Origin of the sequence: Streptomyces sp. Da 82-17 (assembly GCF_046098215.1) — a bacterium.
Lineage (GTDB): Bacteria > Actinomycetota > Actinomycetes > Streptomycetales > Streptomycetaceae > Streptomyces.
The window spans coordinates 162,991-185,586 of record NZ_JBJURH010000003.1; the positions used below are offsets into that span (position 1 = coordinate 162,991).

Annotated in this window: 21 protein-coding genes and 7 tRNA genes; 12 read left to right on the forward strand and 16 right to left on the reverse strand. The window is 72.8% G+C overall.

Annotated elements, in window-relative coordinates; translation table 11 throughout:
- The first annotated feature begins 272 nt into the window (after positions 1 to 272).
- Positions 273 to 2,477: an elongation factor G-like protein EF-G2 gene (locus ACIDOF_RS06175; RefSeq protein WP_409004678.1), complete on the forward strand. Its 2,205-nt coding sequence runs from the start codon at positions 273 to 275 to the stop codon at positions 2,475 to 2,477.
- 201 nt (positions 2,478 to 2,678) lie between these two features.
- Positions 2,679 to 4,352 carry a hypothetical protein gene (locus ACIDOF_RS06180; protein WP_409004679.1) on the forward strand — a complete coding sequence of 558 codons (1,674 nt, stop codon included), beginning with the start codon at positions 2,679 to 2,681 and terminating at the stop codon, positions 4,350 to 4,352.
- A 138-nt stretch (positions 4,353 to 4,490) separates the two neighbouring features.
- Here the strand turns inward: ACIDOF_RS06180 and ACIDOF_RS06185 are convergent, their stop codons facing one another.
- The 4 genes from ACIDOF_RS06185 to ACIDOF_RS06200 form a co-directional block, all read right to left on the reverse strand.
- Positions 4,491 to 5,051 carry an HIT family protein gene (locus ACIDOF_RS06185; protein ID WP_409004680.1) on the reverse strand — a complete coding sequence of 187 codons (561 nt, stop codon included), beginning with the start codon at positions 5,049 to 5,051 and terminating at the stop codon, positions 4,491 to 4,493.
- Positions 5,052 to 5,215: 164 nt separating this feature from the next.
- A complete protein-coding gene (gene thrS / locus ACIDOF_RS06190) occupies positions 5,216 to 7,192 on the reverse strand; it encodes a threonine--tRNA ligase (protein ID WP_409004681.1) in 1,977 nt (658 codons plus the stop codon).
- A 145-nt stretch (positions 7,193 to 7,337) separates the two neighbouring features.
- A complete protein-coding gene (locus ACIDOF_RS06195; RefSeq protein WP_409004682.1) occupies positions 7,338 to 8,624 on the reverse strand; it encodes a hypothetical protein in 1,287 nt (428 codons plus the stop codon).
- A complete protein-coding gene (locus tag ACIDOF_RS06200) occupies positions 8,624 to 9,190 on the reverse strand; it encodes a DUF4365 domain-containing protein (RefSeq protein WP_282546600.1) in 567 nt (188 codons plus the stop codon). Before ACIDOF_RS06200 ends, ACIDOF_RS06195 begins: the two co-directional genes overlap by 1 nt.
- Before the next feature lie 269 nt (positions 9,191 to 9,459).
- Between ACIDOF_RS06200 and ACIDOF_RS06205 the strand changes: the two genes are divergently transcribed.
- Positions 9,460 to 10,185, forward strand: a complete 726-nt coding sequence (locus ACIDOF_RS06205; protein ID WP_409004683.1) for a 3'-5' exonuclease — start codon at positions 9,460 to 9,462, stop codon at positions 10,183 to 10,185.
- 92 nt (positions 10,186 to 10,277) lie between these two features.
- Here ACIDOF_RS06205 and ACIDOF_RS06210 read toward each other — a convergent pair.
- Positions 10,278 to 10,349, reverse strand: a tRNA-Val gene (locus ACIDOF_RS06210).
- A gap of 96 nt (positions 10,350 to 10,445) precedes the next feature.
- A complete protein-coding gene (locus ACIDOF_RS06215) occupies positions 10,446 to 10,892 on the reverse strand; it encodes an SRPBCC family protein (protein WP_409004684.1) in 447 nt (148 codons plus the stop codon).
- Positions 10,893 to 11,003: 111 nt separating this feature from the next.
- Here ACIDOF_RS06215 and ACIDOF_RS06220 point away from each other — a divergent pair, with 111 nt between their 5' ends.
- A complete protein-coding gene (locus ACIDOF_RS06220; protein WP_409004685.1) occupies positions 11,004 to 13,427 on the forward strand; it encodes an SCO7613 C-terminal domain-containing membrane protein in 2,424 nt (807 codons plus the stop codon).
- A 69-nt stretch (positions 13,428 to 13,496) separates the two neighbouring features.
- Here the strand turns inward: ACIDOF_RS06220 and ACIDOF_RS06225 are convergent.
- Positions 13,497 to 13,568, reverse strand: a tRNA-Val gene (locus tag ACIDOF_RS06225).
- A gap of 63 nt (positions 13,569 to 13,631) precedes the next feature.
- Positions 13,632 to 14,075, reverse strand: coding sequence for a TIGR02611 family protein (locus ACIDOF_RS06230; RefSeq protein WP_409004686.1), 444 nt, complete (start codon positions 14,073 to 14,075; stop codon positions 13,632 to 13,634).
- A gap of 190 nt (positions 14,076 to 14,265) precedes the next feature.
- On the opposite strand from ACIDOF_RS06230, the gene ACIDOF_RS06235 reads away from it, so the two are divergent.
- Positions 14,266 to 14,679 carry an SsgA family sporulation/cell division regulator gene (locus tag ACIDOF_RS06235; RefSeq protein WP_003959770.1) on the forward strand — a complete coding sequence of 138 codons (414 nt, stop codon included), beginning with the start codon at positions 14,266 to 14,268 and terminating at the stop codon, positions 14,677 to 14,679.
- 231 nt (positions 14,680 to 14,910) lie between these two features.
- The gene (locus ACIDOF_RS06240) at positions 14,911 to 15,471 is read left to right on the forward strand and encodes a CGNR zinc finger domain-containing protein (protein ID WP_409004687.1); all 561 of its coding nucleotides are present in this window, start codon (positions 14,911 to 14,913) and stop codon (positions 15,469 to 15,471) included.
- 84 nt (positions 15,472 to 15,555) lie between these two features.
- On the opposite strand, the gene ACIDOF_RS06245 is transcribed toward ACIDOF_RS06240, so the two are convergent.
- Both ACIDOF_RS06245 and ACIDOF_RS06250 read right to left on the reverse strand, forming a co-directional pair.
- The gene (locus ACIDOF_RS06245; RefSeq protein WP_409004688.1) at positions 15,556 to 15,708 is read right to left on the reverse strand and encodes a hypothetical protein; all 153 of its coding nucleotides are present in this window, start codon (positions 15,706 to 15,708) and stop codon (positions 15,556 to 15,558) included.
- Positions 15,709 to 15,805: 97 nt separating this feature from the next.
- Positions 15,806 to 16,240 carry a hypothetical protein gene (locus ACIDOF_RS06250; RefSeq protein ID WP_409004689.1) on the reverse strand — a complete coding sequence of 145 codons (435 nt, stop codon included), beginning with the start codon at positions 16,238 to 16,240 and terminating at the stop codon, positions 15,806 to 15,808.
- Positions 16,241 to 16,426: 186 nt separating this feature from the next.
- On the opposite strand from ACIDOF_RS06250, the gene ACIDOF_RS06255 reads away from it, so the two are divergent.
- Complete coding sequence (locus ACIDOF_RS06255) at positions 16,427 to 16,945, forward strand: DsbA family protein (protein ID WP_409004690.1); 519 nt, start codon at positions 16,427 to 16,429, stop codon at positions 16,943 to 16,945.
- A 20-nt stretch (positions 16,946 to 16,965) separates the two neighbouring features.
- Here ACIDOF_RS06255 and ACIDOF_RS06260 read toward each other — a convergent pair whose 3' ends face one another.
- From ACIDOF_RS06260 to ACIDOF_RS06270, 3 genes are all read right to left on the reverse strand, one after another.
- Positions 16,966 to 17,793: a GNAT family N-acetyltransferase gene (locus ACIDOF_RS06260; RefSeq protein ID WP_409004691.1), complete on the reverse strand. Its 828-nt coding sequence runs from the start codon at positions 17,791 to 17,793 to the stop codon at positions 16,966 to 16,968.
- Between the two features lie 62 nt (positions 17,794 to 17,855).
- The gene (locus ACIDOF_RS06265; protein WP_409004692.1) at positions 17,856 to 18,677 is read right to left on the reverse strand and encodes an aminotransferase class IV; all 822 of its coding nucleotides are present in this window, start codon (positions 18,675 to 18,677) and stop codon (positions 17,856 to 17,858) included.
- Entirely contained in the window at positions 18,674 to 19,699 is a 1,026-nt protein-coding gene (locus ACIDOF_RS06270) for a chorismate-binding protein (RefSeq protein WP_409004921.1), read from the reverse strand. Before ACIDOF_RS06270 ends, ACIDOF_RS06265 begins: the two co-directional genes overlap by 4 nt.
- 175 nt (positions 19,700 to 19,874) lie before the next feature.
- Between ACIDOF_RS06270 and ACIDOF_RS06275 the strand changes: the two genes are divergently transcribed.
- The 5 genes from ACIDOF_RS06275 (at position 19,875) to ACIDOF_RS06295 (ending at position 20,341) form a co-directional block, all read left to right on the forward strand.
- Positions 19,875 to 19,947: transfer RNA gene (locus tag ACIDOF_RS06275), tRNA-Gly, on the forward strand.
- A gap of 36 nt (positions 19,948 to 19,983) precedes the next feature.
- Positions 19,984 to 20,057, forward strand: a tRNA-Cys gene (locus ACIDOF_RS06280).
- Position 20,058: 1 nt separating this feature from the next.
- Positions 20,059 to 20,130 (forward strand) — tRNA-Val (locus ACIDOF_RS06285).
- 33 nt (positions 20,131 to 20,163) lie between these two features.
- A tRNA-Val gene (locus ACIDOF_RS06290) sits at positions 20,164 to 20,235 on the forward strand.
- A gap of 34 nt (positions 20,236 to 20,269) precedes the next feature.
- Positions 20,270 to 20,341 (forward strand) — tRNA-Val (locus ACIDOF_RS06295).
- A 51-nt stretch (positions 20,342 to 20,392) separates the two neighbouring features.
- Here the strand turns inward: ACIDOF_RS06295 and ACIDOF_RS06300 are convergent.
- The 3 genes from ACIDOF_RS06300 to ACIDOF_RS06310 all read right to left on the reverse strand — a co-directional run bounded on the left by ACIDOF_RS06300 (position 20,393) and on the right by ACIDOF_RS06310 (position 22,373).
- The gene (locus ACIDOF_RS06300; protein ID WP_409004693.1) at positions 20,393 to 20,710 is read right to left on the reverse strand and encodes a zf-TFIIB domain-containing protein; all 318 of its coding nucleotides are present in this window, start codon (positions 20,708 to 20,710) and stop codon (positions 20,393 to 20,395) included.
- A 70-nt stretch (positions 20,711 to 20,780) separates the two neighbouring features.
- Complete coding sequence (locus ACIDOF_RS06305; protein WP_409004694.1) at positions 20,781 to 21,737, reverse strand: phosphotransferase family protein; 957 nt, start codon at positions 21,735 to 21,737, stop codon at positions 20,781 to 20,783.
- 429 nt (positions 21,738 to 22,166) lie between these two features.
- Positions 22,167 to 22,373, reverse strand: coding sequence for a hypothetical protein (locus ACIDOF_RS06310; protein WP_409004695.1), 207 nt, complete (start codon positions 22,371 to 22,373; stop codon positions 22,167 to 22,169).
- Between the last annotated feature and the right edge of the window lie 223 nt (positions 22,374 to 22,596).

The following is a 22,596-nucleotide window of genomic DNA, read 5'->3' on the forward strand; positions in this document are numbered from 1 at the left end:
CGGGCCGCGCGACCACTGCGGCCACCGGCCGCCCCATCGTAGCCACGGACCCTCCCGCTCCACCTCGCGAGCCCCCGCGCCGCCCGCGCGCGTCTCCCGCGGCCCACGATCCCGTACGACGTATGGACGCGCCGTGAAGCGAGTGGAAAGCTCGAAGGACACCGCGGGCGTCGCCGGAGCCGCCAGCACACGCGGTTCCCAGCGTGTCCGCGCCCTCTCCCCTCATCGTGCGAGAAACGTACGAGAAATCGGGAGCCTTCGGGAGGCACAGCATGGGCGACAGAGCAGGTGCACATTCCGGGGCCGCCGGCAGGGCGCCCACGGCCGACCACCCCCGCTCCGTACGGAACGTGGTGCTGGTCGGCCACAGCGGTTCCGGCAAGACGACTCTGGTGGAGGCCCTCGCACTGACCGCGGGGGTGGTGAACCGGGCGGGCCGCGTGGAGGACGGCGGCACCGTCTCCGACTACGACGAGATCGAGCACCGCCAGCAGCGCTCGGTGCAGCTGTCCCTGGTTCCGGTGGAATGGGACGGCGTCAAGATCAACCTTCTCGACACCCCCGGATACGCCGATTTCGTCGGCGAGTTGAGGGCCGGTCTGCGCGCGGCGGACGCGGCCCTCTTCGTCGTCTCGGCCGCCGAGGGCACGGAGGGCATCACCGGCGCGACCCGGATGGTGTGGGACGAGTGCGCCGCGGTGGGCATGCCGCGGGCCATCGTCGTCACGCATCTGGAGGCGGCCCGCGCGGACTACGACGCGATGACGGGCAGCTGCGCGCAGACCTTCGGCGGCGACGACCCGGACGCCGTGATCCCGCTGTATCTGCCGCAGTACGGCGAAGAAGGCCCGGACGGGCACGCTCCGGTGACGGGCCTGGTCGGGCTGCTCTCACAGCGGGTCTTCGACTACTCGTCGGGCGAACGGAAGGAGTCCGAACCGGACGGCGAGCAGCAGAAACGGATCGAGGAGGCCCGCAACCGGCTCATCGAGGGGATCATCGCGGAGAGCGAGGACGAGACCCTCATGGACCGCTATCTGGGCGGCGAGGAGATCGACCAGAAGACCTTGGTGGACGACCTGGAGCGGGCGGTCGCGCGGGGCGTCTTCCACCCGGTGCTCGCCGCCGCGCCGGCCGCCGAGGGCGCACGGCAGGGCCTCGGCACGGTCGAGCTGCTTGAGCTGATCACGGGCGGTTTCCCGACGCCGCTGGAACGCGAGGCCCCCGCCGTGACCACGCCGGACGGCACCGCGCGTGCGGCCCTCTCCTGTGACCCGGACGGCCCCTTGGCGGCCGAGGTCGTGAAGACGTCGTCCGACCCGTATGTGGGCCGGATCTCGCTGGTGCGGGTGTTCTCCGGGACGCTGCGCGCCGACGACACGGTGCACGTCTCGGGCCACGGGCTGTCCGACCGCGGGCACGAGGACCACGACGTGGACGAACGCGTCGGGGCGCTGACCTCGCCGTTCGGCAAACAGCAGCGCACGCTCATGCAGTGCATCGCGGGCGACCTCGCGTGCGTGGCGAAGCTGAACCGCGCGGAGACCGGGGACACGCTCTCGGCGAAGGACGACCCGCTCCTCATGGAGCCCTGGTCCATGCCGGACCCGCTGCTTCCGCTGGCGATCAGGGCGCACAGCAAACCGGACGAGGACAAGCTGTCGCAGGGCCTGGCCCGCCTGGTCGCCGAGGACCCGACGATGCGCCTGGAGCAGAACCAGGACACCCACCAGGTCGTCCTCTGGTGCCTGGGCGAGGCCCACGCGGACGTCGCCCTCGAACGGCTGCGCAGCCGCTACGGCGTCCAGGTCGACGTCGTACCGCACCGTGTGGCCCTGCGCGAGACCTTCGGCGCGAAGGCGGCGGGACGCGGCCGGCACGTCAAACAGTCCGGCGGGCACGGGCAGTTCGCGATCTGCGAGATCGAGGTCGAGCCCCTGCCGGGAGGCAGCGGCGTGGAGTTCGTCGACAAGGTCGTCGGCGGCGCCGTGCCGCGGCAGTTCATCCCGTCCGTGGAGAAGGGCGTACGCGCCCAGGCGGCGCGCGGGATCCGCGGCAACCCGCTGGTCGACGTGCGCGTGACGCTCCTCGACGGCAAGGCGCACTCCGTGGACTCGTCCGACGCCGCGTTCCAGACGGCCGGCGCGCTCGCCCTGCGCGAGGCCGCGGCGGACGTCCCGATCCATGTCCTCGAACCGGTCGCGGAGGTCCAGGTGCTGGTCGGGGACGCGTACGTCGGTTCCGTGATGAGCGACCTGTCGGGGCGGCGCGGCCGGGTCGTCGGCACCGAGCAGTCGCCCGGCGGCCGGACGCTCGTACGGGCCGAGGTGCCGGAGATCGAGATCGGCCGGTACGCGGTGGACCTGCGCTCGCTCGCGCACGGAACGGGCCGTTTCAGCCGTACTTACGTCCGCCACGAGCCGATGCCCGCGCCGATCGCGGCGAAGCTCCGCGAGGAGGCCGAGCAGGAGGACTGACCGGGCGGACCGGCCACACCCCGTCGGCCTGCCGGCGGGCCTGCCGCCCGTCCCCGCCCGCGCGCGGACGGGCGGCTTCCGGCCGTCCCCTGACGGATGTCAGTGCGCCCCGATACATTGATGATCTGCCCGGCGGTGCGCTCAACGGCCGTACGGGGTAAGGAAGTCGGGAAGGGCCGCAGAGCGGCGGTGAGTGCGGCGATGGGGGCGGCAGTGGCGGACGGCATCGATACGGCCTTCGATTTCAGGCCCGGGGCACAGGTCCCGCTCTCGGGCGCGGCGGGCGAGACGGCGGCGACGCACGCCCTGGCGTCGGCGGCGTACCGCGACAGCGATGTCGACGAGATACTCAAAGCGAACAACGAGTGGCACAAGTCCGAGGTGAAGAAAGGCAAGTTGTCGCTCTTCAAGCCGGACCTCGGCGAGGCCTTCGCACGCGCGGTGCAGGTGCGGATGCTGGGCGGAGCGCGCAAGCCGCTGATCCAGTCCTTCGGCATCGAGCCGCAGTCCGTGGTCGAGCACTGTCTGGCGGCCACCCGCATCCGCAAGGAGCGGGACAGCAGACTCACCGCTGTGACCGTCCTGTTCGGGGTGGTGTTCCTGCCGGGGCTGCTGCTGTGGCTGCTGATCTTCCAGGTGAAGAAGAGCCTGGGCGACAGCAAGGACAAGAAGAAGGCGCTCGGCACGGCCCTGCTGGTCGCCGCGTGCGGCCTCGCCGTGCTGTTCCTGATCAAGCTGCCGTTCACGGGTTTCTGGGGGATCTATCTGCGGGCGATGGTGATCGCCCCGGTGATCGGCTGGCTGCTCGCCAAGCAGATCTGTGAGCGTACGGCCCAGGATCTGCGCGGCCGGTGGGAGAGCCTGCTCGCGGGCGGCGGCATCGGCGCCAAGATCCCCGAGGCAGTGCCGGGTTCGCCGGGCGAGACGGCGGCCGAGCGGCTGCGCCAGGGCCTCGCCAAGCTCACCGCGGAGCAGCAGTCCAACTCCGTGTTCTACGCGGGCCCGAAGGGCATCCTCGGCATGGGCACCCGCTGGGGCAGCTGGCAGCTGGCGGAGGAACTCGTTCCGCGGGCGGGGAGTTCGGAGATCCACCCGTTCCGCAGCTGGGACGTGGTGCGCGCGATCCACGACCAGCTGCGCATGCTGGAGCGCGGCCCGCTGCACACCGGCGGTTTCCCCACCCCGTCGATACGGCACTGGATCGTCTCCCCCGTCGCCGAGGGCGCCACGGAGGTGGCCCGCCCCTCGGGCACGGACGTGGAGGCCTTCCAGGTCAAGCCGCACGAGATACAGCGGATCTGCAACGAGCAGCAGTTCGGCAGCGGCGACCGGCACTATCTGGGCGTCCAGTTCCGGCTCTGGGACGGCCAGTTGGTGATCACGATGCTGATCACGGTGACGGTGCTGCACGAGACGCTGCGCATCGAGGTCACGGGGCACGCGCTCGGCCCGGTGCACTCCCTGTTCACGACGAAGCCGAAGGCGAAGACCAAGGAAGTCTCGAAGACGGTGAAGTTCTGGGAGACGCGGGAGGTGAAGCTGCCGCTCATCGACTCGGACGAGGTGGTGCGGCTCGCGGCTCGTGCGCCGTTCACCTGGTTCCCGCCGATCCTGGACTTCCTCGGCGGCAAGCTCGCCCTGCCCGAGCCGTTCGGTCTGCGGCACGCCTGGGCGGACAAGCCGTGGCGGCACCGCTTCATGGCGGACGACGCGCTGCGCGCGGCGACTCCGGTGCTGCGTGTGGTGCACGCGGCGGCGATGCGGGTCCTGGAGGAGAACGGCGTGGACACCACGCGCTTCGCCAGCCGCTCGCTCACCCTCAGCGGCGCCGTCCAGGAGGCGTCGCCCACCAAGGCGGACGTGTACGACGCGTAGGCGGCCCGCGCGGAGCGCCCGTGGAAGCGGATCGCCCGTGGAAGCGAAGCGCCCGTAGAACGCGCTGTGGTGCTCACGTTCACGTACGACAGCACGTGAACGTGAGCACCACGAGAAGCACCGGAAAGGCTGGACGGCTCAGACGCGGGGCCAGGCGTCGGCGAGCATCTTGCGGGTGTCGCCGAGGAGTTGGGGCAGCACCTTCGTGTGGCCGACGACGGGCATGAAGTTCGTGTCGCCGCCCCAGCGGGGCACGATGTGCTGGTGCAGATGCGCGGCGATCCCGGCGCCGGCCGCGCTGCCCTGGTTCATGCCGATGTTGAAGCCGTGTGCGCCGGAGGCGGTGCGCAGCGCGACCATGGCCTGCTTGGTGAGCTCGCCCAGCTCCACGGTCTCGGCGGAGGTCAGCTCGGTGTAGTCGGCCACGTGCCGGTAGGGCACGACCATCAGGTGCCCGCCGTTGTACGGGTACAGGTTGAGCACCGCGAACACATGGTTGCCGCGTGCGACGATCAGGCCGTCCTCGTCGGACATCTCGGGAATCGAGCAGAACGGACAGCCGTCGCCGGCTCCCGGGCCGGTCGGCTTGTTCTCGCCCTGGATGTACGCCATCCGGTGGGGCGTCCACAGGCGCTGGAACGCGTCCTGCGTCCCCACTCCGTTCTGCTGCTCCGGCTCACTCGTCATGCTGTGCAGCATATGGCGTAGCCGCCGCCGCGTGCGCCGCCGGGGGCAACGGAGAGGCCCCGGACCGCGATCACCGCGCTCCGGGGCCTCGTACGCATCAGCCCGGAAGAAACCAGGAAGGAACCAGGAAGCCAGGAACAGGAAGCCAGGACGGAGTCCGGGAGAAAGTCCCGGGATCAGACCTGGGTGCGCTCCTCCACGACCTTGGCGATCTTCGCGATGGCCTCGTCGACGGGGATGCCGTTCTCCTGCGAGCCGTCGCGGTAGCGGAAGGAGACGGCGCCGGCGGCCATGTCCTCGTCGCCCGCGATGACCATGAAGGGCACCTTGGCCTTCTGCGCGTTGCGGATCTTCTTCTGCATCCGGTCCGAGGAGGAGTCCACCTCGACGCGCAGGCCCTGCTTCTTCGCCTTGGCGGCGAACTCCTGCAGGTACTCGACGTGGGCGTCGCCGATCGGGATGCCCGTCGCCTGGACCGGCGCGAGCCACGCCGGGAACGCGCCCGCGTAGTGCTCCAGGAGGACGGCGAAGAACCGCTCGATGGAGCCGAACAGCGCGCGGTGGATCATGACCGGGCGCTGCTTGGAGCCGTCCGGGCCCGTGTACTCCAGGTCGAAGCGCTCCGGCAGGTTGAAGTCCAGCTGGACCGTGGACATCTGCCAGGTCCGGCCGATGGCGTCCTTCGCCTGGACGGAGATCTTCGGGCCGTAGAACGCGGCGCCGCCCGGGTCGGGGACCAGCGGCAGGCCCTGCTTCTCGGCGACCTGGGCGAGCACCTCGGTGGCCTCTTCCCAGGCCTCGTCGGAGCCGACGTACTTCTCCGGGTCCTTGGTGGACAGCTCCAGGTAGAAGTCGTTCAGGCCGTAGTCGCGGAGCAGGCCGAGGACGAAGGTGAGCGTCTTGTCGAGCTCGTCCGCCATCTGCTCGCGGGTGCAGTAGATGTGCGCGTCGTCCTGCGTGAAGCCGCGGGCGCGGGTCAGGCCGTGCACGACGCCGGACTTCTCGTACCGGTACACCGTCCCGAACTCGAAGAGGCGCAGCGGCAGTTCACGGTACGAGCGGCCGCGCGCGTCGAAGATCAGGTTGTGCATCGGGCAGTTCATGGGCTTGAGGTAGTAGTCCACGCCCTCGTCGAGCTGCATGGGCGGGTACATGCCGTCGGCGTACCAGTCCAGGTGGCCCGAGGTCTCGAAGAGCTTCCCCTTCGTCGCGTGCGGGGTGTAGACGAACTCGTAGCCCTCCTCCTCGTGGCGGCGGCGCGAGTAGTCCTCCATCACGCGGCGGACGATGCCGCCCTTGGGGTGGAAGACCGCGAGGCCGGAGCCGATCTGCTCGGGGATCGAGAACAGGTCCAGCTCGTTGCCGAGGCGGCGGTGGTCGCGCTTCTCGGCCTCGGCGAGGAAGTCGAGGTGCGCCTTCAGCTCGTCCTTGGACGGCCAGGCGGTGCCGTAGATGCGCTGCAGCATCGGGTTCTTCTCGCTGCCGCGCCAGTACGCGGCGGCGTTCCGCATCAGCTTGAACGCGGGGATGTTGCGCGTGGTCGGCAGGTGCGGGCCGCGGCAGAGGTCCTTCCAGCAGAGCTCGCCGGTCTTCGCGTCCAGGTTGTCGTAGATCGTCAGCTCGCCGGCGCCGACCTCGACGTCCGCGCCGTCGTCGTGCGAGGCGGAGCCCTTGAGTCCGATCAGCTCCAGCTTGTACGGCTCGTCGGCGAGCTCCTCGCGGGCGTCGTCGTCGGAGACGACGCGGCGGGAGAACCGCTGGCCGCGCTTCTGGATCTCCTGCATCTTCTTCTCGATGCGCTTGAGGTCCTCGGGCGTGAACGGCTCGGCCACGTCGAAGTCGTAGTAGAAGCCGTCCTTTACCGGCGGGCCGATGCCCAGCTTGGCCTCGGGGAAGAGCTCCTGCACGGCCTGCGCCATCACGTGCGCGGTGGAGTGGCGCAGGATGTTGAGGCCGTCCTCGGAGGAGATCTCGACCGGCTCGACCTCCTCGCCGTCCCGCAGCTCGTACGCGAGGTCCTTCAGCTCGCCGCCCACGCGCGCGGCGACGACGGTGCGCTCGCCGGGGAAGAGTTCGGCGGCCGTAGTGCCCGTCGTCACCACGCGCTCTTCCCGCTCGGAATCGCGTTGGATGATCACACGGACGTCTGACACCGGTCTCTCCTGACTGAAGGTGGATGCGCCGCGAACCTGTTGCGGCGGCGCAAGAGGAATCGTACCGAGCCGAGGGAGGCGTTCGCGAAACGGTTGCGGAGGGGGCCTCCCGTCGGAGGACCCGCACCGTCGACTCGGGCGCCCCTCAGTCCCCCAGCTCCCCGCCGCAGGCCTCCTCGAAGAAGTCGAGGTTCTCCTGCAGCGACTTCAGCATCCGGTCCCGCTCGGCCTCGTCGACCTGCACCGGCACCACGTCCGAGGCGTCGGTCAGCCGCCGGAAGCCGCCGCGGCTCTCGAGGCTGCCGCGTACGCGCACCGGAAGCCCGACGAGGTGCGCGTGCCCCGCGATCCGGTACGCCTCCTCGTCGAGGCTCATCCGGACGTGCGGCACGTCCGCGCCCGCGATCACCCTGAGCCGTACGGTGCCGCTCCCCCGCGGCCCGGCCCGGCGCATGCGTACGACGGTTCCGGTGATGTGGACGGGCAGGGACGGCTCGGCGCGGCGGTAGCGGACCGAGGCCTCGCGCAGGACCGGCAGGTCGCCGGGCGAGAACTCGACCGGTTCGGGCCGGGCCGCGCATCCCTCGGGCACCCCGGCCGCGGGCGCCCAGGCGAGGTCGACGCAGGCGCCCTCCGTACCGCGGACGAGCGTCACCAGGGCCTCGGTCAACTCGTGGCTGACGCCTGCCTCGACGGCGGTGTCGAAGGCCTCCATGCCGCCCGTGGCACGGCGGTAGTCGACGGCCTCGCGGGCGGCGCACAGCGCGTGGTGCAGTCGTACGGCGAGGGGGCGCCCCGTAGCCGCCGGCACGAACGCGGTGAGCCGCCGACCGCCCTGCGCGGGCCCCACCAGCACACTCGCGAGCGAAGCGGCAGCAGCCCTGCGGTGCCGCGCCCCGTAGTACCCGGCCCGGTCGCGCACAGCGAGGGCCCCGGCGAGCAGCACCTGGCGCACGGAGCTCCGCAGCCCCTCCTCCACGCCCCAGGCGGCGGCGCCCGCGGGCCCCGGCGGCACGTCCCGGGTCCAGGTCAGCTCGTCGCTGGGCACCGCGAGGCCGACGAGCACGGCCCGCGCCGAGGGTGCGGAGCTGCGGGCGAGCGCGAGCAGGGCCTCGCCGAGCAGGTCGTCGCTGTCGGGGAAGGCGCGGCTGCCCGGGACGAGGAGGCTGGTCCCTGAGGTGCCGTCGGGCGGGGTCCAGCGGGTGTACCGGCCGGCCGCGCCGCCGCGTCGCCGCCAGCCGTGCCGGTCGAGGAGGGCGCCGAGGACGGCGGGGTCCACGCGGGCCGCGTCCGGGTCGGGCGGCGCGCCGTCGAAGGGGTGGGGGCGCGGGGGCTCGTCGACCTGACCGGGCCGGTCCGGGCCGCCGGGGCGGTCGAGCCGGTGCGCACCGGGCCCGTGCAGGCCGGGCCGGGGCGTCTCTGGGCGGTCCATCAAGGTCTCCCTCCCGTCCCGACGCGCGTCATGATCTCGCAGAGGGCCCTGTCGTCGAATATCCGCGAGGTCGGGATCCGCACCGTCGTCCTGTGCCGGCCCCGCACGGGGTGCCCGGCCAGGTTGGTCCAGTAGCAGCAGTGCCGCAGGTCGAGCCGGTCGTGCCCGGCGCGCAGCCAGTCGTCGCGGGACCGGGGCACGATCATCACGACCAGGATCTTGTGCACCGAGACCGGCGTGCGGGCCAGCTTCTCCAGGTGCGCGTTGTCGAGCGTGAACGAGAAGGCGGGGCCCGGGGGTTCGGGCGCGAGCTGGTAGGTGCACTTGAGCTGCACCTTGATGGTGACCTCGTCGTCGACCGTGTGCCCGGGGGCGCTGTGGCTGACGTGCCAGTCGATGCCGTTGTCCGGAAAGGGCTGCGAGAGCGAGCATCCCGCGGCGGCCGCCACGGCGTGCAGATAGCCCACCTGGAGGGTCTCCATGCAGGCGGTGGTGGCGAGCGTGCCGCGCAGCGGTGCGATCCGCTCGGGCAGCAGCCCGCCCTGTTCGGGCTGCGCGAGAGCCATGGCGAACTAGCCTTCCGGGCCGGGGGGTTGTCGGGGCCGCGTACGTGGCGTACGCCGTGCGGAGTGCGCGCGACGCACTCCCGGACCGCCCAACTCACCGGCCCGTCACCTGTGTTGTGACCGCTGCGCGTATCGGGCAAACGGCCCGGGTATCACGAGTTCGGGCAGACAGGCGGGGCGCGGGCACCGAGGGGCGCCACCGGCGACACAGCGGGCGGCGGGCGGGCCGTACGCGGAACTGCCCTGCGGACACAGGGAGTTGGATCGCCATGACGTGCTGGTACGAGGGACCACTTGCCGCATTCGACACCGAGACCACGGGCGTGGACGTGGAGACCGACCGCATCGTGTCGGCCGCGATCGTCGTCCAGGACACCCCCGGAGGCCGCGCGCGGGCGACCCGCTGGCTGGTCGACCCGGGCGTGCCGATCCCCGAGGAGGCCACCCGTATCCACGGCCTGACGGAGGATCAACTGCACCGCACCGGCCGCTGGCCCGCGCCCGTGATGGAGGAGATAGGCCGCGAGCTGGCCGATCTCACCGCCGCGGGACGGCCGTTGGTCGTGATGAACGCGCCGTTCGACCTGACGCTCCTGGACCGCGAGCTGCGCCGCCACCGCGCGTCGTCGCTCCCGCACTACCTGGGCAGCCGTCCGATGTGCGTCCTCGACCCACGGGTCCTCGACAAACACCTGGACCGCTACCGCAAGGGCCGCCGCACCCTCACGGACCTGTGCGCGCAGTACGAGGTGGAGCTGACGGACGCCCACGACGCGGCGGCCGACGCCCTCGCCGCACTGGAGGTCGTACGCGCGGTGGGGCGCCGTTTCGCGGCCCGCCTCGAACGCCTCTCGCCGGCGGAGCTGCATGCGCTGCAGGCGGTGTGGCACGCGGCGCAGGCGCGCGGCCTGCAGGCCTGGTTCACCCGCAACGGCACCCCGGAGGCCGTCGACCCGGCCTGGCCGCTGCGCCCGGAACTCCCGGCGGCGGCCTGAGAGTCGTACGAGAGAAGCAGCAGTCGTGCGACAGGAACAGCACTGCGCGCGCAAAAAGACCGGCCCGTCTGTGACGGACCGGTCTTTCCCGGTGGGCGATACTGGGTTCGAACCAGTGACCTCTTCGGTGTGAACGAAGCGCTCTCCCACTGAGCTAATCGCCCGGGAACGCACTGAACCATACAGGTCCGGGCGCCCCTCCTCCAAACCGGATCAGCACGCCGGACCGGGGCACGACCGGGCCCGGGGCCGACGGGAGTTCAGCTCGTACCGAGATGCCCGATCAGTCCCCGCTGCCCGGAGCGCATCATCAGCGCGTGGTTGAGCCGGAACACCGGCCGCCCCGGCACCGCGAACCACCGCATCAGCGGGCGGCGCACGTCGACCTCCTGCTCGTACAGGACACGCGTGCCCCCGCCGGCCGGGGTGAGGGTCCAGCGCACCCAGCCGTCGAGGTCCCCGGTCATGCCGACCTCCAGAACCCGCGCGTCCCGGTCCCGGCGCACTTCGCGCACGGTGACGACGAGGTCGTACGGGAGGGCCGAGCGGAAGCGGACGCGGCCGGAGTGCTCGTCGAGCTGTCGCACCTCGCGCACCTGCCGCCACCACAGCGGGTACTCCTCCGCGTTCTCAAGCACCGCGAAGACCGCCTCGGGGGACGCGGGCACGTTCCAGACGCTGCGGAAGCGGTAGTGGCACCAGTCCATGGTCCGAGTCTGCGCGACGCACGGCGGCTTCCGCGACGCTCGGCGGGTACTCACCTGGAACTGAGTACCTGCACCCATGTCGGCGCCGGTGACGCGGCCCACACTGCAGCCATGACCACCATTCCGCCACCGGCCGAAGAGCTGCGCATCCTGGACCACGAGCTGGGCCAACTGGAGGCGCGCCGCACCCAGTTGCTGGCCCGCCGGGCCTGGCTGGTGTCGGTCCTGGCGCAGCAGCCGGCCGCGCAGCCCGCACCGTTCCCGAGACCCTCGATGCCCGCGGCGGCTCCGCAGGGCTGGGGCGCGCGACCGCAGGCCGAGTCGTCGCCGCCGAGCGTGCAGAACGTCCTGCTGGTCCTCGGCGGCCTCCTGCTGACCGTCGCCGCGCTGGCGTTCACGCTGGTCAGCTGGGGCCACATGGGCATCGGCGGGCGCGCGGCGGTGCTCGGCGCGGTGACGTGCGCCGCGCTCGGCATGCCGGTCCTGCTGCACCGCCGCGGCCTCGGCGCCACGGCGGAGGCGGTGGCCGCGCTCGGCCTGGTCCTCACGGTCCTCGACGCGTACGCCCTGCACCGCGTCGCCGTCCCGGACGCGGACGGCGCGGGCTACACGGCGGTCGCGTCGGCCGCGCTCGCCACCCTGTGGGCCGTGTACGGCACGGCCCTCCCCCGGCTGCACGCGCCGCTGCCCGCCGCCGTCGTCGCGGCCCAACTCCCGCTGTTCCTCGGCACGTTGGCGGCCGACGGGGGCGCGCACGCGCTGACCGTCGCCCTGCTCGCCACGGCCGCCGGCGACGCGGTCCTCGCCCTGCGGGTCAAGCGGACCTCCGTCCGCGCCACGGCCGGCGGCGGCGCCGCACTGCTCTGGATCATCGCCCTGCTGACGGCGACCGCGCTCTCCTGGACCGCCTCGGGCCCGGCCGACGCCGCCCGCGCGGCCGTCCTGCTCCTGCTCGCCGCCGCGATCGCCCTGGGCGCCGCGCTGCGCGTCCCGCCCGCCCCGCTGTCCACGGCCTGCGCCGCCGTCGCGGGCCTGGCCGTCCTCCTCGCCACCGGCGGCGTCCTGCGCACGCTGGCCCCCGCCGCCTGGACGGTCCCGGCCCATCTCCTCTGCGGTCTCGCCCTGCTGACCGTCCTGCGCACCGGCCTCCCGCTGCCCGTACGGCGCGGCCTGGCCGGAGCCGCGGCCGCACCGGTCGGCATCGCGCTGCTCTGGGCCCTGCCGAACGTGTTCCTCGCCGTCGTGGGCCTCGCACCCCTGGCGGACGACACCTGGGCGGGCGCACCGCGATCCGTGTACGTCGACGCCCCGCTGACCTCCGGCCCCGCCGTCCCGGTGACGCTGCTCGCGCTCGCCGCCGCCCTCTGGGCCGCCCACCGGCTCACCCGGGCCGACGAAGCGCTGCGGGCCGCGAGCGTCACGGCCGCCGTCGCCGCCCCGGCCCTCGCCTGGTCCGCCCTCACCGCCCTCCCCCTGACCATCCAACTCCCGTACACCGCCGCCCTGTTCACGCACACCGCGCTCGCCCTCGCCTCCGTGGCGGCGGCCACGTGGCCGGCCCGTGCCGCGCGCCCGCACCTCGCGACGGTGCTGCTCGCCTGCGGGCTCATTTCGGCGGCAAGCTCGGCCGTGCTGTCCCTCGCCACGCGGCCCGCCACGTTCACGGTGTTCGCGCTGCTGCTCGCCGGGTGCGCCGCCGCGGCCGTACTGCACGCCGACGGCGCCCGGCGGGCGGTCCTCGCCTGCGCCGGGACGCTCTGGGCCACCGCCCTCGCCGTCGCCGTCCCGGCCGCGCTCGACCTGGCGCCGCACCGCGTCGCCCTCGTCGTCCTCACGGTGCCCGCCGCGACCGCGCTGCTCTCCGCCCGCCTGCGCGGCCTGCGCGTCGCCCTGCCGCTGGAGATCTCCGGCGCCGTGGCGGCCGGCCTCGCGGTCGCGCTCTCCACCGGCCACGCGCCGAGCCTGGCGCTCACCCTCGCGCTGTCCGGCGTCATCGCGACGGCCACGGCCCTGCGCCCCGACCGCCGCCCGGTCTCGTACGCCGCCGGAGCGCTGTTCGCCGCGGCGTGCTGGGTGCGCCTGGCCGCGTGGGACGTGACGGCCCCGGAGGCGTACACGCTGCCCGTCACGCTCCCCGCGCTCGTCCTCGGGCACCTGCGCCGCCGCCGCGACCCCGAGGCGTCCTCCTGGCCCGCGTACGGCCCCGGGCTCGCCGCCACGCTGCTGCCGAGCCTGGTCGCCGCGTGGAGCGACCCGCACTGGCTGCGCCCGCTGCTCCTCGGCACCGCGGCCCTCGCGCTCACCCTGCTCGGCGCGCACCACCGCCTGCAGGCCCCGCTGGCCCTCGGCGGCACGGTCCTTGCCCTGGTCGCGACGCACGAGCTCGCGCCGTACGTGGTCCAGGTCGTCGGCGCCCTCCCCCGCTGGCTCCCGCCGGCCCTGGCCGGACTGCTCCTGCTCGGCGTGGGCGCCACGTACGAGCAGCGACTGCGGGACGCGCGACGGCTGCGGGACGCCCTGGGCCGGATGCACTGACGGCCCGCCCGGACACCCGGGAACGACGAAGGTCCGTGAGACGAGATGTCTCACGGACCTTCGGCCGGGTGGGCGATACTGGGTTCGAACCAGTGACCTCTTCGGTGTGAACGAAGCGCTCTCCCACTGAGCTAATCGCCCGGGCGCACGGAGAACATTACCGCACTTCAGACGGGCCTTTGACCACACCTGCGAGCAGCGCCCCTACTCGTCGATCTTCCACGGCATGACGATGCCGAACTTCCACACGTAGATGGCCAGCAGCACGCCGATGATCACCAGGCCGATCGACGTCAGGATGATGTTCCGCCGCCGCACCTTCGGATCGAGTGCGCGCTGCGCCGCCTCGGTCACCTTGCGCTTGGTCCAGCGCAGCACGAGCTGCGCCCACACGAACTCCGTCGCCCAGATGGCCATGCCGCAGAAGATCACGACCCAGCCGGGCCCCGGCAGCGGAAGCATGATGATGCCGCCGACCACCACGGCCAGGCCCACGACGAAGACGCCGACCTGCCAGCTGAGGTGCAGGGCACGGCGGCTCTGGATGAACTGTGGCGCCTTGGACCCGAGCCCCTGCTCGTCCTCGGCGGATGCGGCCGGTTCGGCAGGCGGCTGCACCTCGTGGCGCTCGTCACTCCCCGTATTCATGCAGCCAGACATTACCGGACAGGAACGGGTCACCGGAATGGACGCATGAACGAACAGCCCGACGGCTGTACGAGCTACCGAAAGCCGCTCAAATCCCTCAGAGGGGTTTACAACGGCACCGTAGGTGGCATGTCGATTTCGCCGACGTGCGAATCCCCGAGCGCACACTGAGCGAAAGGCCCTGGCGCTTATGAACACCACGGTCAGCTGCGAGCTGCACCTGCGCCTCGTTGTGTCGAGCGAGTCCTCACTCCCTGTACCCGCAGGACTGCGGTATGACACGGCCGATCCCTACGCCGTGCACGCCACCTTCCACACCGGAGCCGAAGAGACGGTCGAGTGGGTCTTCGCCCGCGACCTTCTCGCCGAGGGCCTGCACAGGCCCACAGGAACCGGCGACGTCCGAGTCTGGCCGTCGCGCAGTCACGGTCAGGGCGTCGTCTGCATCGCCCTGAGCTCCCCGGAGGGCGAGGCTCTGCTCGAGGCCCCGGCGCGGGCCCTGGAGTCCTTCCTCAAGCGGACGGACGCAGCGGTGCCACCCGGCACCGAACACCGTCACTTCGACCTCGACACGGAGCTCTCACACATCCTCGCCGAGAGCTGACGAGGCCCGACGAACAAGCAGCCCGCAGCCGTCCGACTCGGGGAGACGGCGCGGGCCCCGACAACCGCATACCGGCAGTCATCGGCGCCGTCGCCGTGGGTTCGCCCACAGCGGCGGCGCCGACCGTGTTCGAGTCGAGCCGCTAGGGTCTCCGGCACGGCCCGCCCGAGAGGCCCTAGCATCGGCGGGCATCAGCGGGCGCCCGCCCGACTCAAGGCCAGGGAGCGATTCGTGCTGATCACCCACGACACCCGATGCGCGCTCGAAGCGGTGTGCGCGCTGGTGAACTCCGCGCCGGAGGACGACGGCCCCGACGGCCTCGGGGACGTCGCGGCCCTCGACGCGTTCGTACGGACGCACGCCATCAGCGACGTCGGGCGGCTCACCGAGGACGACCTGGCGGCGGTCCGGGGCGTGCGCGGCCGGTTCGCCGAGGTGTTCGCGGCGGCCGATCCGCGGGCCGCGGCGAAGGTCATCAACGACCTGGTCGCCGCCGCCGGCACCACCCCGAGGCTCACCGACCACGACGGCTACGACTGGCACGTGCACTACTTCGCGCCCGGCGCCTCCGTCGCCGACCATCTCGCCGCCGACGGCGGGATGGCGCTCGCGTTCTTCATCGTCGCCGGTGAGCAGGAGCGGCTGCGCAGGTGCGAGGCGCCGGACTGCCAGCACGCTTTCGTCGACCTGTCGCGGAACCGGTCCCGGCGCTACTGCGACAGCCGCACCTGCGGCAACCGGCTGCACGTCGCCGCGTACCGGGCCCGGCGCAAGGAGGCCGCGGCGGGCTGACGGGCGCGCGTCCCACGGCGCGGGGCCGCGCCCCGACCCCGACCCCGACCTCGCCCGCGCCCGGGCCGCGGCTCGGGCGCGGGGTCACAAGAAGTACAGGTCGTGCATCGCCGCCGCCAGGAGGAGACAGCCGACCACCCCGAGGAAGATCATCAGGGGCGGCTGGGAGAGCGCGAAGAGGCAGCCTCGCGGCTCGGACGTGGGTGCGGGGGCCTGGCCCCGGGGTGTTTCCTGCATCTCGCGGCGATGATGGCGCAGGGCACCGCGGGGGCAGGATCAACACGCCCGGCACGAGCGGGAGTTCGCCGGATCACGTGGTCTTTCGCGGCAGCTCTCAGATGCCGTGCTTCTTGAGAATCGCTTCGATGTCCGAGAAGTCGTCCGCGGGGGCGGCCTCGGGCTGTCTGTCCTTGCGCTTCGGCGCGGCCGTCGGCGTACGGCCCGCGCCGAGCGACGGGGCGGAGGCCTGCGGGGCGACGGCGTCCGGACCGGCGGACTCCACCGCTCCGCGTCCGCGGCGCCGCTCCACCGCACGCGTCGTCATGAACAGCAGCCAGGCGAGCCCGAGCACGCCGAAGCCGATCCAGGTGCTGGGCTTGAAGACCAGCTCGGCGACCCACTCGACGACCCCGGTCAGGACCAGGCCGATCGGCACCAGTGAGTACGCCGCGATGCGCGTCGCGGTCAGGAAGCGCTTGCGGTACGCGGTGATCGCGGCGATGCCCAGGCCGGCCGCGGACACGGCGGAACAGATGGTCTCGGCAAGCATCCGGTCCTCCAGCTGGCTGCCCAGGGGTCAGGTTCTGACTCCATCGTGCACCGACGCGGGACCCCGGGGCCACGGTCCGGGCGGACCTCAGGGACATCTCGGGGTCGGGCGCCCCCGGAGCTCGGGGTCGAGTCCGGGTCAGGTCCGGGTTGGGGGCCTCGCGGCACTCCTGTGAGACTGTCCCCCATGAGCGACACCTCTCCCCTCGACGCCTCCGCCCGCCCCGTCCTCGACGTCTGGTGCGAGCTCCAGTGCCCCGACTGCCGCACCGCCCTCGACGACATCCGCGCCCTGCGCGCCCGCTACGGCGACCGGCTCGACGTCCGCCTGCGGCACTTCCCGCTGGAGAAGCACAAGCACGCCTTCGCCGCCGCTCAGGCCGCCGAGGAAGCCGCCGAGCAGGGCCAGGCCTGGCCGTACGTGGAGGCCGTGCTCGCGCGGGTCGACGAGCTGGACCGCAAGGGCGAGTCGGTGCTCGTCGACGTGGCCCGCGAACTCGGCCTGGACGCCGAGGAGTTGGACACCGCGCTGATCGACGGCCGGCACATCCTGATCGTCGACGCCGACCAGGCCGAGGGCAAGGCGATCGGCGTCACCGGCACCCCCACGTACGTGATCGACGGGCAGCGGCTCGACGGCGGGAAGAGTCAGGAGGGGCTGCGGGAGCGGATCGAGGAGATCGTCGACCGGCTGCTCGCCGGCTGACGCAGCACCCCCGGACCGGCTCAGAGCAGGGGTTTGTAGAGGTAGTACGAGAGCGGCTCGTAGCCCAGCGACTCGTACAGGCGCAGGGCCGGGGTGTTGCCCGCGAAGACGTTGAGGCCGATGGTCGCCGCGCCCGCGTCGGCCGCCTCGCGTTCGGCGAGGAGCATCAGGGCGCGCCCGTGCCCGTGGCCGCGGTGCTGCTCGTACACCTCGACGTCGAAGACGAACGCGCCGTCCTCCTGCAGCGCGAGCCAGAGCACGCCGACGTCCGTGCCCTCGTGCGCGAGGACCCGCAGGCGCATGCCGGGGCTGGCCGGGCCGTCGGGCAGGCTGCGGGCGTGGTCCGCCTCCGACTTGGCGCGGGCCTGCTCCTCGGGGACGCCGCGGTCCATCCAGGTCTGCGCGTACGACTCCTTGGCCTGGGCCAGCCACGGTTCGTACTCGGCCTCGGACATCGGGCGGGGCTCGCTGCCCGGCGGGAGTGCGGGCGGGCCGGAGGGCTGGAGCGGCTTGGCCATGCGGCGGTTGCGCTCCACGTACCCGAGGGCCGTGGCAAGGCCGAGGGCCGCCGGGGCCGCGGCCGGGACCGCCGCCTCGACGCGGGTGCAGCCCCAGCCGCGCAGCACCTCCTCGGCGGCGAGCGCGGCGACCGTGCCGCGGCCGCGGCGCCGGTCCGGCTCGTCGATCGCCAGGTACCGGACGTGGCCCACGGTGGGGCCGAAGACGGGGTGCGTGGCGAGCTCGACGGTGCCCACGGGGCGGCTGTTCACGCACACCTGGTAGGTGCGTGAACGCACTCCGTCCGTATCGCGCTGGATCGGCCCGGTCGGCCGCAGGGTCGTGGTCATCACCGGGTTTCTACCCGGCTGTCGGGCCCGTCGTCACCCGATTTCGGACGGGCCGGTCCGGCTCACGGGTCCAGGTCGGCGCCCGAGCGCTCGTCGAAGATCCGCATGGCCTTGGCGGTCACCGGGCCCGGGGCGCCCGGGAGTTGACGGCCGTCGACGCGGTGGACGGCCTGGACGTCGCGGAGCGTGGACGTCAGGAACACCTCGTCGGCGCGGTCGAGGACGTCCAGCGGCAGGTCCGTCTCGCGCGCGCCGGTCCACTCGACGGCCAGGGCGCGGGTGATCCCGGCGAGGCAGCCGGAGGCGACCGGCGGGGTGTGGATCTCGCCGTCCAGCACGACGAAGACGTTGGACCCGGTGCCCTCGCAGAGCTGCCCGACCGTGTTCCCGAACAGCGCCTCGCTGGCACCGCCCTCGTGCGCCCGCGCGAGCGCGACGACGTTCTCCGCGTACGAGGTGGTCTTCAGGCCCGCGAGCGCGCTGCGTTCGTTGCGCGTCCAGGGGACGGTGATCACCGCGGTGCTGTCCGGCCGGCGGACGGTCTCGCCGAGCGCGACGACGAGGGTCTGGCCCTGGTCACCGCGGTCCGAGCCGAGCGGCGAGAGGCCCCCGGTGTACGTGACGCGGAGGCGGCCGAGCGGCATCGGGTTGGCCTCGAGCACGGCGGCGCAGGCGCGGCGCACCTCGTCGAGGTCGGGCTCGGGCAGGCCGAGTCCGCGCGCGGAGCGGGCCAGGCGGTCGAGGTGGCGGGTGAGCGCGAAGGCCCGCCCGTCCTGCGCCTTGAGGGTCTCGAACACCCCGTCGCCCACGGTCAGTCCGTGGTCGAGGACGGATACGCGTGCGGCATCGAGCTCCTGCAGCCCGCCGTTCAGCCAGATCTTCACGTGCGGCTTCCTCCCAGTGCGTCGTACGTTCCCGACGCTACCGCGAGCAGTCGGGATGCCTTGAGCTCGGTCTCACGCCACTCGCGTTCGGGGTCGGAGCCCCACGTGATGCCGGCGCCGGTGCCGAAGCGGAGCACGCCCTCGGCCCGGTCGGCCCAGAACGTGCGGATGCCGACGGCCAGTTCACCGGTGCCGCGGTCCGCGTCGACCCAGCCGATGCCGCCGCAGTAGGGGCCGCGGGGCGCGGTCTCCAGGGCTTCGATGATCCGCAGGGCGCTGGACTTGGGGGCGCCGGTGACGGAGCCGGGCGGGAAGGTCGCCGCGAGCAGCTCCGGCCAGCCGGCGCCCTCTGCTATCTCGCCGCGCACCGTCGACACCAGGTGCACGAGCCCGGGGTGCTTCTCGACGACGCACAGTTCGGGCACGGTCACGGAGCCGGTGGCGCAGACGCGGCCCAGGTCGTTGCGGACCAGGTCGACGATCATCACGTTCTCGGCGTGGTCCTTGTCGAGCAGGTCGGCCTCGGTCTTCCCGGTGCCCTTGATCGGCCCGGACTCGACGACGTTGCCGCGCCTGCGCAGGAACAGCTCGGGCGAGGCCGTGGCGATCTCCACGCCGTGCTCGGGGATCCGGATCGTGCCCGCGTACGGGGCGGGGTTGCCCTGGGCGAGCAGTGCGGTGAGGGCGTCCAGGTCGGCGTCCTGCGGCAGCGGCGCGGAGAGCACGCGGCAGAGGTTGGCCTGATAGACCTCGCCGGCCGCGATGTGCTCGCGGATGCGGCGTACGCCTGCCGTGTACGCGGCGCGGTCGAGCGAGCTCGTCCAGTCGCCTGCCGCGGGCCCGTGCCAGCGGCCGGGGACGGGCAGCGGGACGGGCTCCTCGCGTACGCGGTCGAAGCGGGCGCAGACGAGGCGGCCTTCGAAGTCCGCGGTCACGGCCCAGAAGCCGGCGGAGTCGAGGGCGGTGGGATCGCTGGTGACGTCACGCAGGTCGGTGGCCAGCAGGCTGCCGAAACGTGCCATCGGGGCGAACGTCGACGGGGCGTTGTGCACGGCTGTGAGTCTATGGCGGCGTGCCGGAACCTGCCCCGGGCCGGTGGCAGCGCAGCACGCTGCGCAAACGCGTTTTTGTACTGGCCCCGGAATCCGCTAGAGTTCAACACGTCGCCGGGACGCGCAAGCGGAACGGAAAAGACACGCGAACGTAGCTCAGTTGGTAGAGCGCAACCTTGCCAAGGTTGAGGTCGCCGGTTCGAACCCGGTCGTTCGCTCGGATGTGGGGGATCTTCCCGAACCCCTACGCTCCTGGTGGAGTGGCCGAGAGGCGAGGCAACGGCCTGCAAAGCCGTCTACACGGGTTCAAATCCCGTCTCCACCTCCAAGGACGATTAGCTCAGCGGGAGAGCGCTTCCCTGACACGGAAGAGGTCACTGGTTCAATCCCAGTATCGTCCACTGCCCGGTACTCCGGTACGCTTCACGGGCCCCGCGCGATTAGCTCAGCGGGAGAGCGCTTCCCTGACACGGAAGAGGTCACTGGTTCAATCCCAGTATCGCGCACGCAGTGCCCACGGCCTTCGGATCGTGGTCCCGAGGACGATTAGCTCAGCGGGAGAGCGCTTCCCTGACACGGAAGAGGTCACTGGTTCAATCCCAGTATCGTCCACAGATCGAAGAAGCCCCCGGCCGCTCGGCCGGGGGCTTCTTCGTGTGCGCCTCAGGAGGAGAACAGCATCCGGCCGAAGCTCTTGTGCCGGTACTGGCCGTGGTGGCCGTGGTGACCGTGGTGGCCGCCGTGCTGCGGGGCGCCCCAGGCCGGGGGCTGCGCGGCGGGGTAGGGCTGCGGCGCGGGGGCCGGGGCCGCGGGCGGTGCGGCGGGCGGCGGGGCCTGCTGGGCCCACTGCGACTCGAGGCGGGTCAGGGCCTCCAGCTCGCCGTAGTCGAGGAAGATTCCCCGGCAGCCGTTGCACTGCTCGATCTGGACGCCGTTGCGGTTGTACGTCTGCATGGGTGCGCGGCACTTGGGACACTGCATCGTCGGCTCAACTCCTCGCCGGTCGGGACTGCTTCACCGGGGCCGGTGCCCGGTTGCCTTGCCGGGAACCCTACTTGGCGGCCTGGTCGGGCAACTGGGCCGGGACGCAGGCCATCCGGTCGCAGGCCTCCAGCAGCGCCAGCTCCGCGTCGTCGAGCTCGCGGCGGGCGGCGGTCGCCTTGGCCACGGCGAGCGCGGCGGTCTGGACGGTCAGGGCCCGCGCGGGCACGTCGAGCGCGGGCCAGGGGTCGCCGTCGTACGGGACGGCCGGGCCGGCGGCCGCGCGGTAGGCGTCGAGGAAGCGCAGCCAGTCCTCGGGGGCGAGCAGGCCCGCCGCGAACCAGGACGCGGGGCGGGCAAGGTCCCAGGCCGGGTCGCCGAGGCCCAGGTCGTCCACGTCTATGAGCAGCCACGGGCCGTACAGGGCGGGGTGGCGGACGAGTTGGCCGAGGTGCAGGTCGCCGTGGCAGAGGCGGGGCGGGCCCGGCGGGGACCCCTCGGCGCGGGCCCAGGGCGGCAGGGCGGACCAGGCGCGTTCGACGACGGCGGCGACCTGCTCGGGCGGGCGGGCGCGGCGCATCCGGTCGACGGCGAGGGCGGCCTTGTGCGGTCCGCGCATCGGCGGCAGGGGCCCGGGCAGGGCGTCGACGGGGGTGGCGTGCAGGCGGGCGAGGAGTGCGCCGGCCTCTTCCCAGGGTGCGGCCTGCGGGGCGTCGGGGTCGACGGGGTCGCCGTGCGGCCAGAACGTGACCGGGCGGCCGTCGAGTTCGGTCGCGGGGAGGTCGAGCGGGGCGAGCAGGACTTCGGCGAGCGCGGGGTGGGCGGCGACGGCGAGGCGGGCGGCGAGTGCGGTGCGGTCGGCGTCCGGGGCGTGGGCCTTGGCGACGGTGCGGCCGTGGCGTACGACGGTGCCGTCGGCGCGGTCGGCGAGGACGGCGGGGCTCGCGGGGCAGGCGCACTCGGCGTGCGGGCCGTGGGCGGCGGCCCTGACGGTGGCGGTCAGCGCCCGCGTGACGGAACTGCTCACGGCTCCCCCTGTGTTGGCGCATCGAACGGCGCGCGATCCGGCACGAGCGCGCCGTCTGCGAGCCTACGCTGCGGCCTGGGGCGGGCGTGCGGGGCTGTTCGCCTACCCGCCCCTTCCTGACGGCCTCCGGCGGTGACGGCCTCCGGCGGTGACGGCCTCCGGCGGTGATCGGCTCCCGGTCGGCTTGGCGGTGCCCGCGCCGCTCGGCGTCTGCGACGGAACCTCTTTCGGCTGCGGCTTTCGCCGGGGCCGCTCGCGCAGTTCCCCGATCCGCTGCCGGGGCGCGGCCGACCGATCCCGGGCAGGAAAATGCCCGCGCAGCTCCCCAGCTGCGCGGGCATTCGGTGCCGTCCGCCGCACCCCCGTCCCCACGGGGTTTCATGGCCGGATGTCCCCGCCCGGACCGCTCTTCCGGGCCTGGGGTGCCGCTCAGCGCCCCAGCATCGCGCCCACGGACGACGCTTGCACGACCACCGCTTCCCAGCCGCCGAAGGCGACTACGAGCAGGGCCGCCAGGGGAAGCACCATGGCCGTCGCCACCAGGGGGTGACGGGTGCCGGAACGGCGGCCGCCGAACGCGGCGTAAGCCCTGCGTCCCTGCGTGCGGAGGAGACTCCGCGCTGCCGTGTCCGCCATGGTTCCTCTCCTGTCGTCTCGGCAGCGGCGAGTGCTTGACCTCGGGGGACGAGTGCTGCACCCGCCGCTTGACCTCAAATCTAGGGGCGCGCGCGGCCGCGGGCGTCATGCCCTCGTACCGATTGCCGGGCCTCCCGCAGGATGACCCGGTGCTGCTCCTCCTACTCCCCAGGGTGGAGACCGGGGACTAGGACCTGGGGTTCTCCCGGAGGGGGCGTCTCCC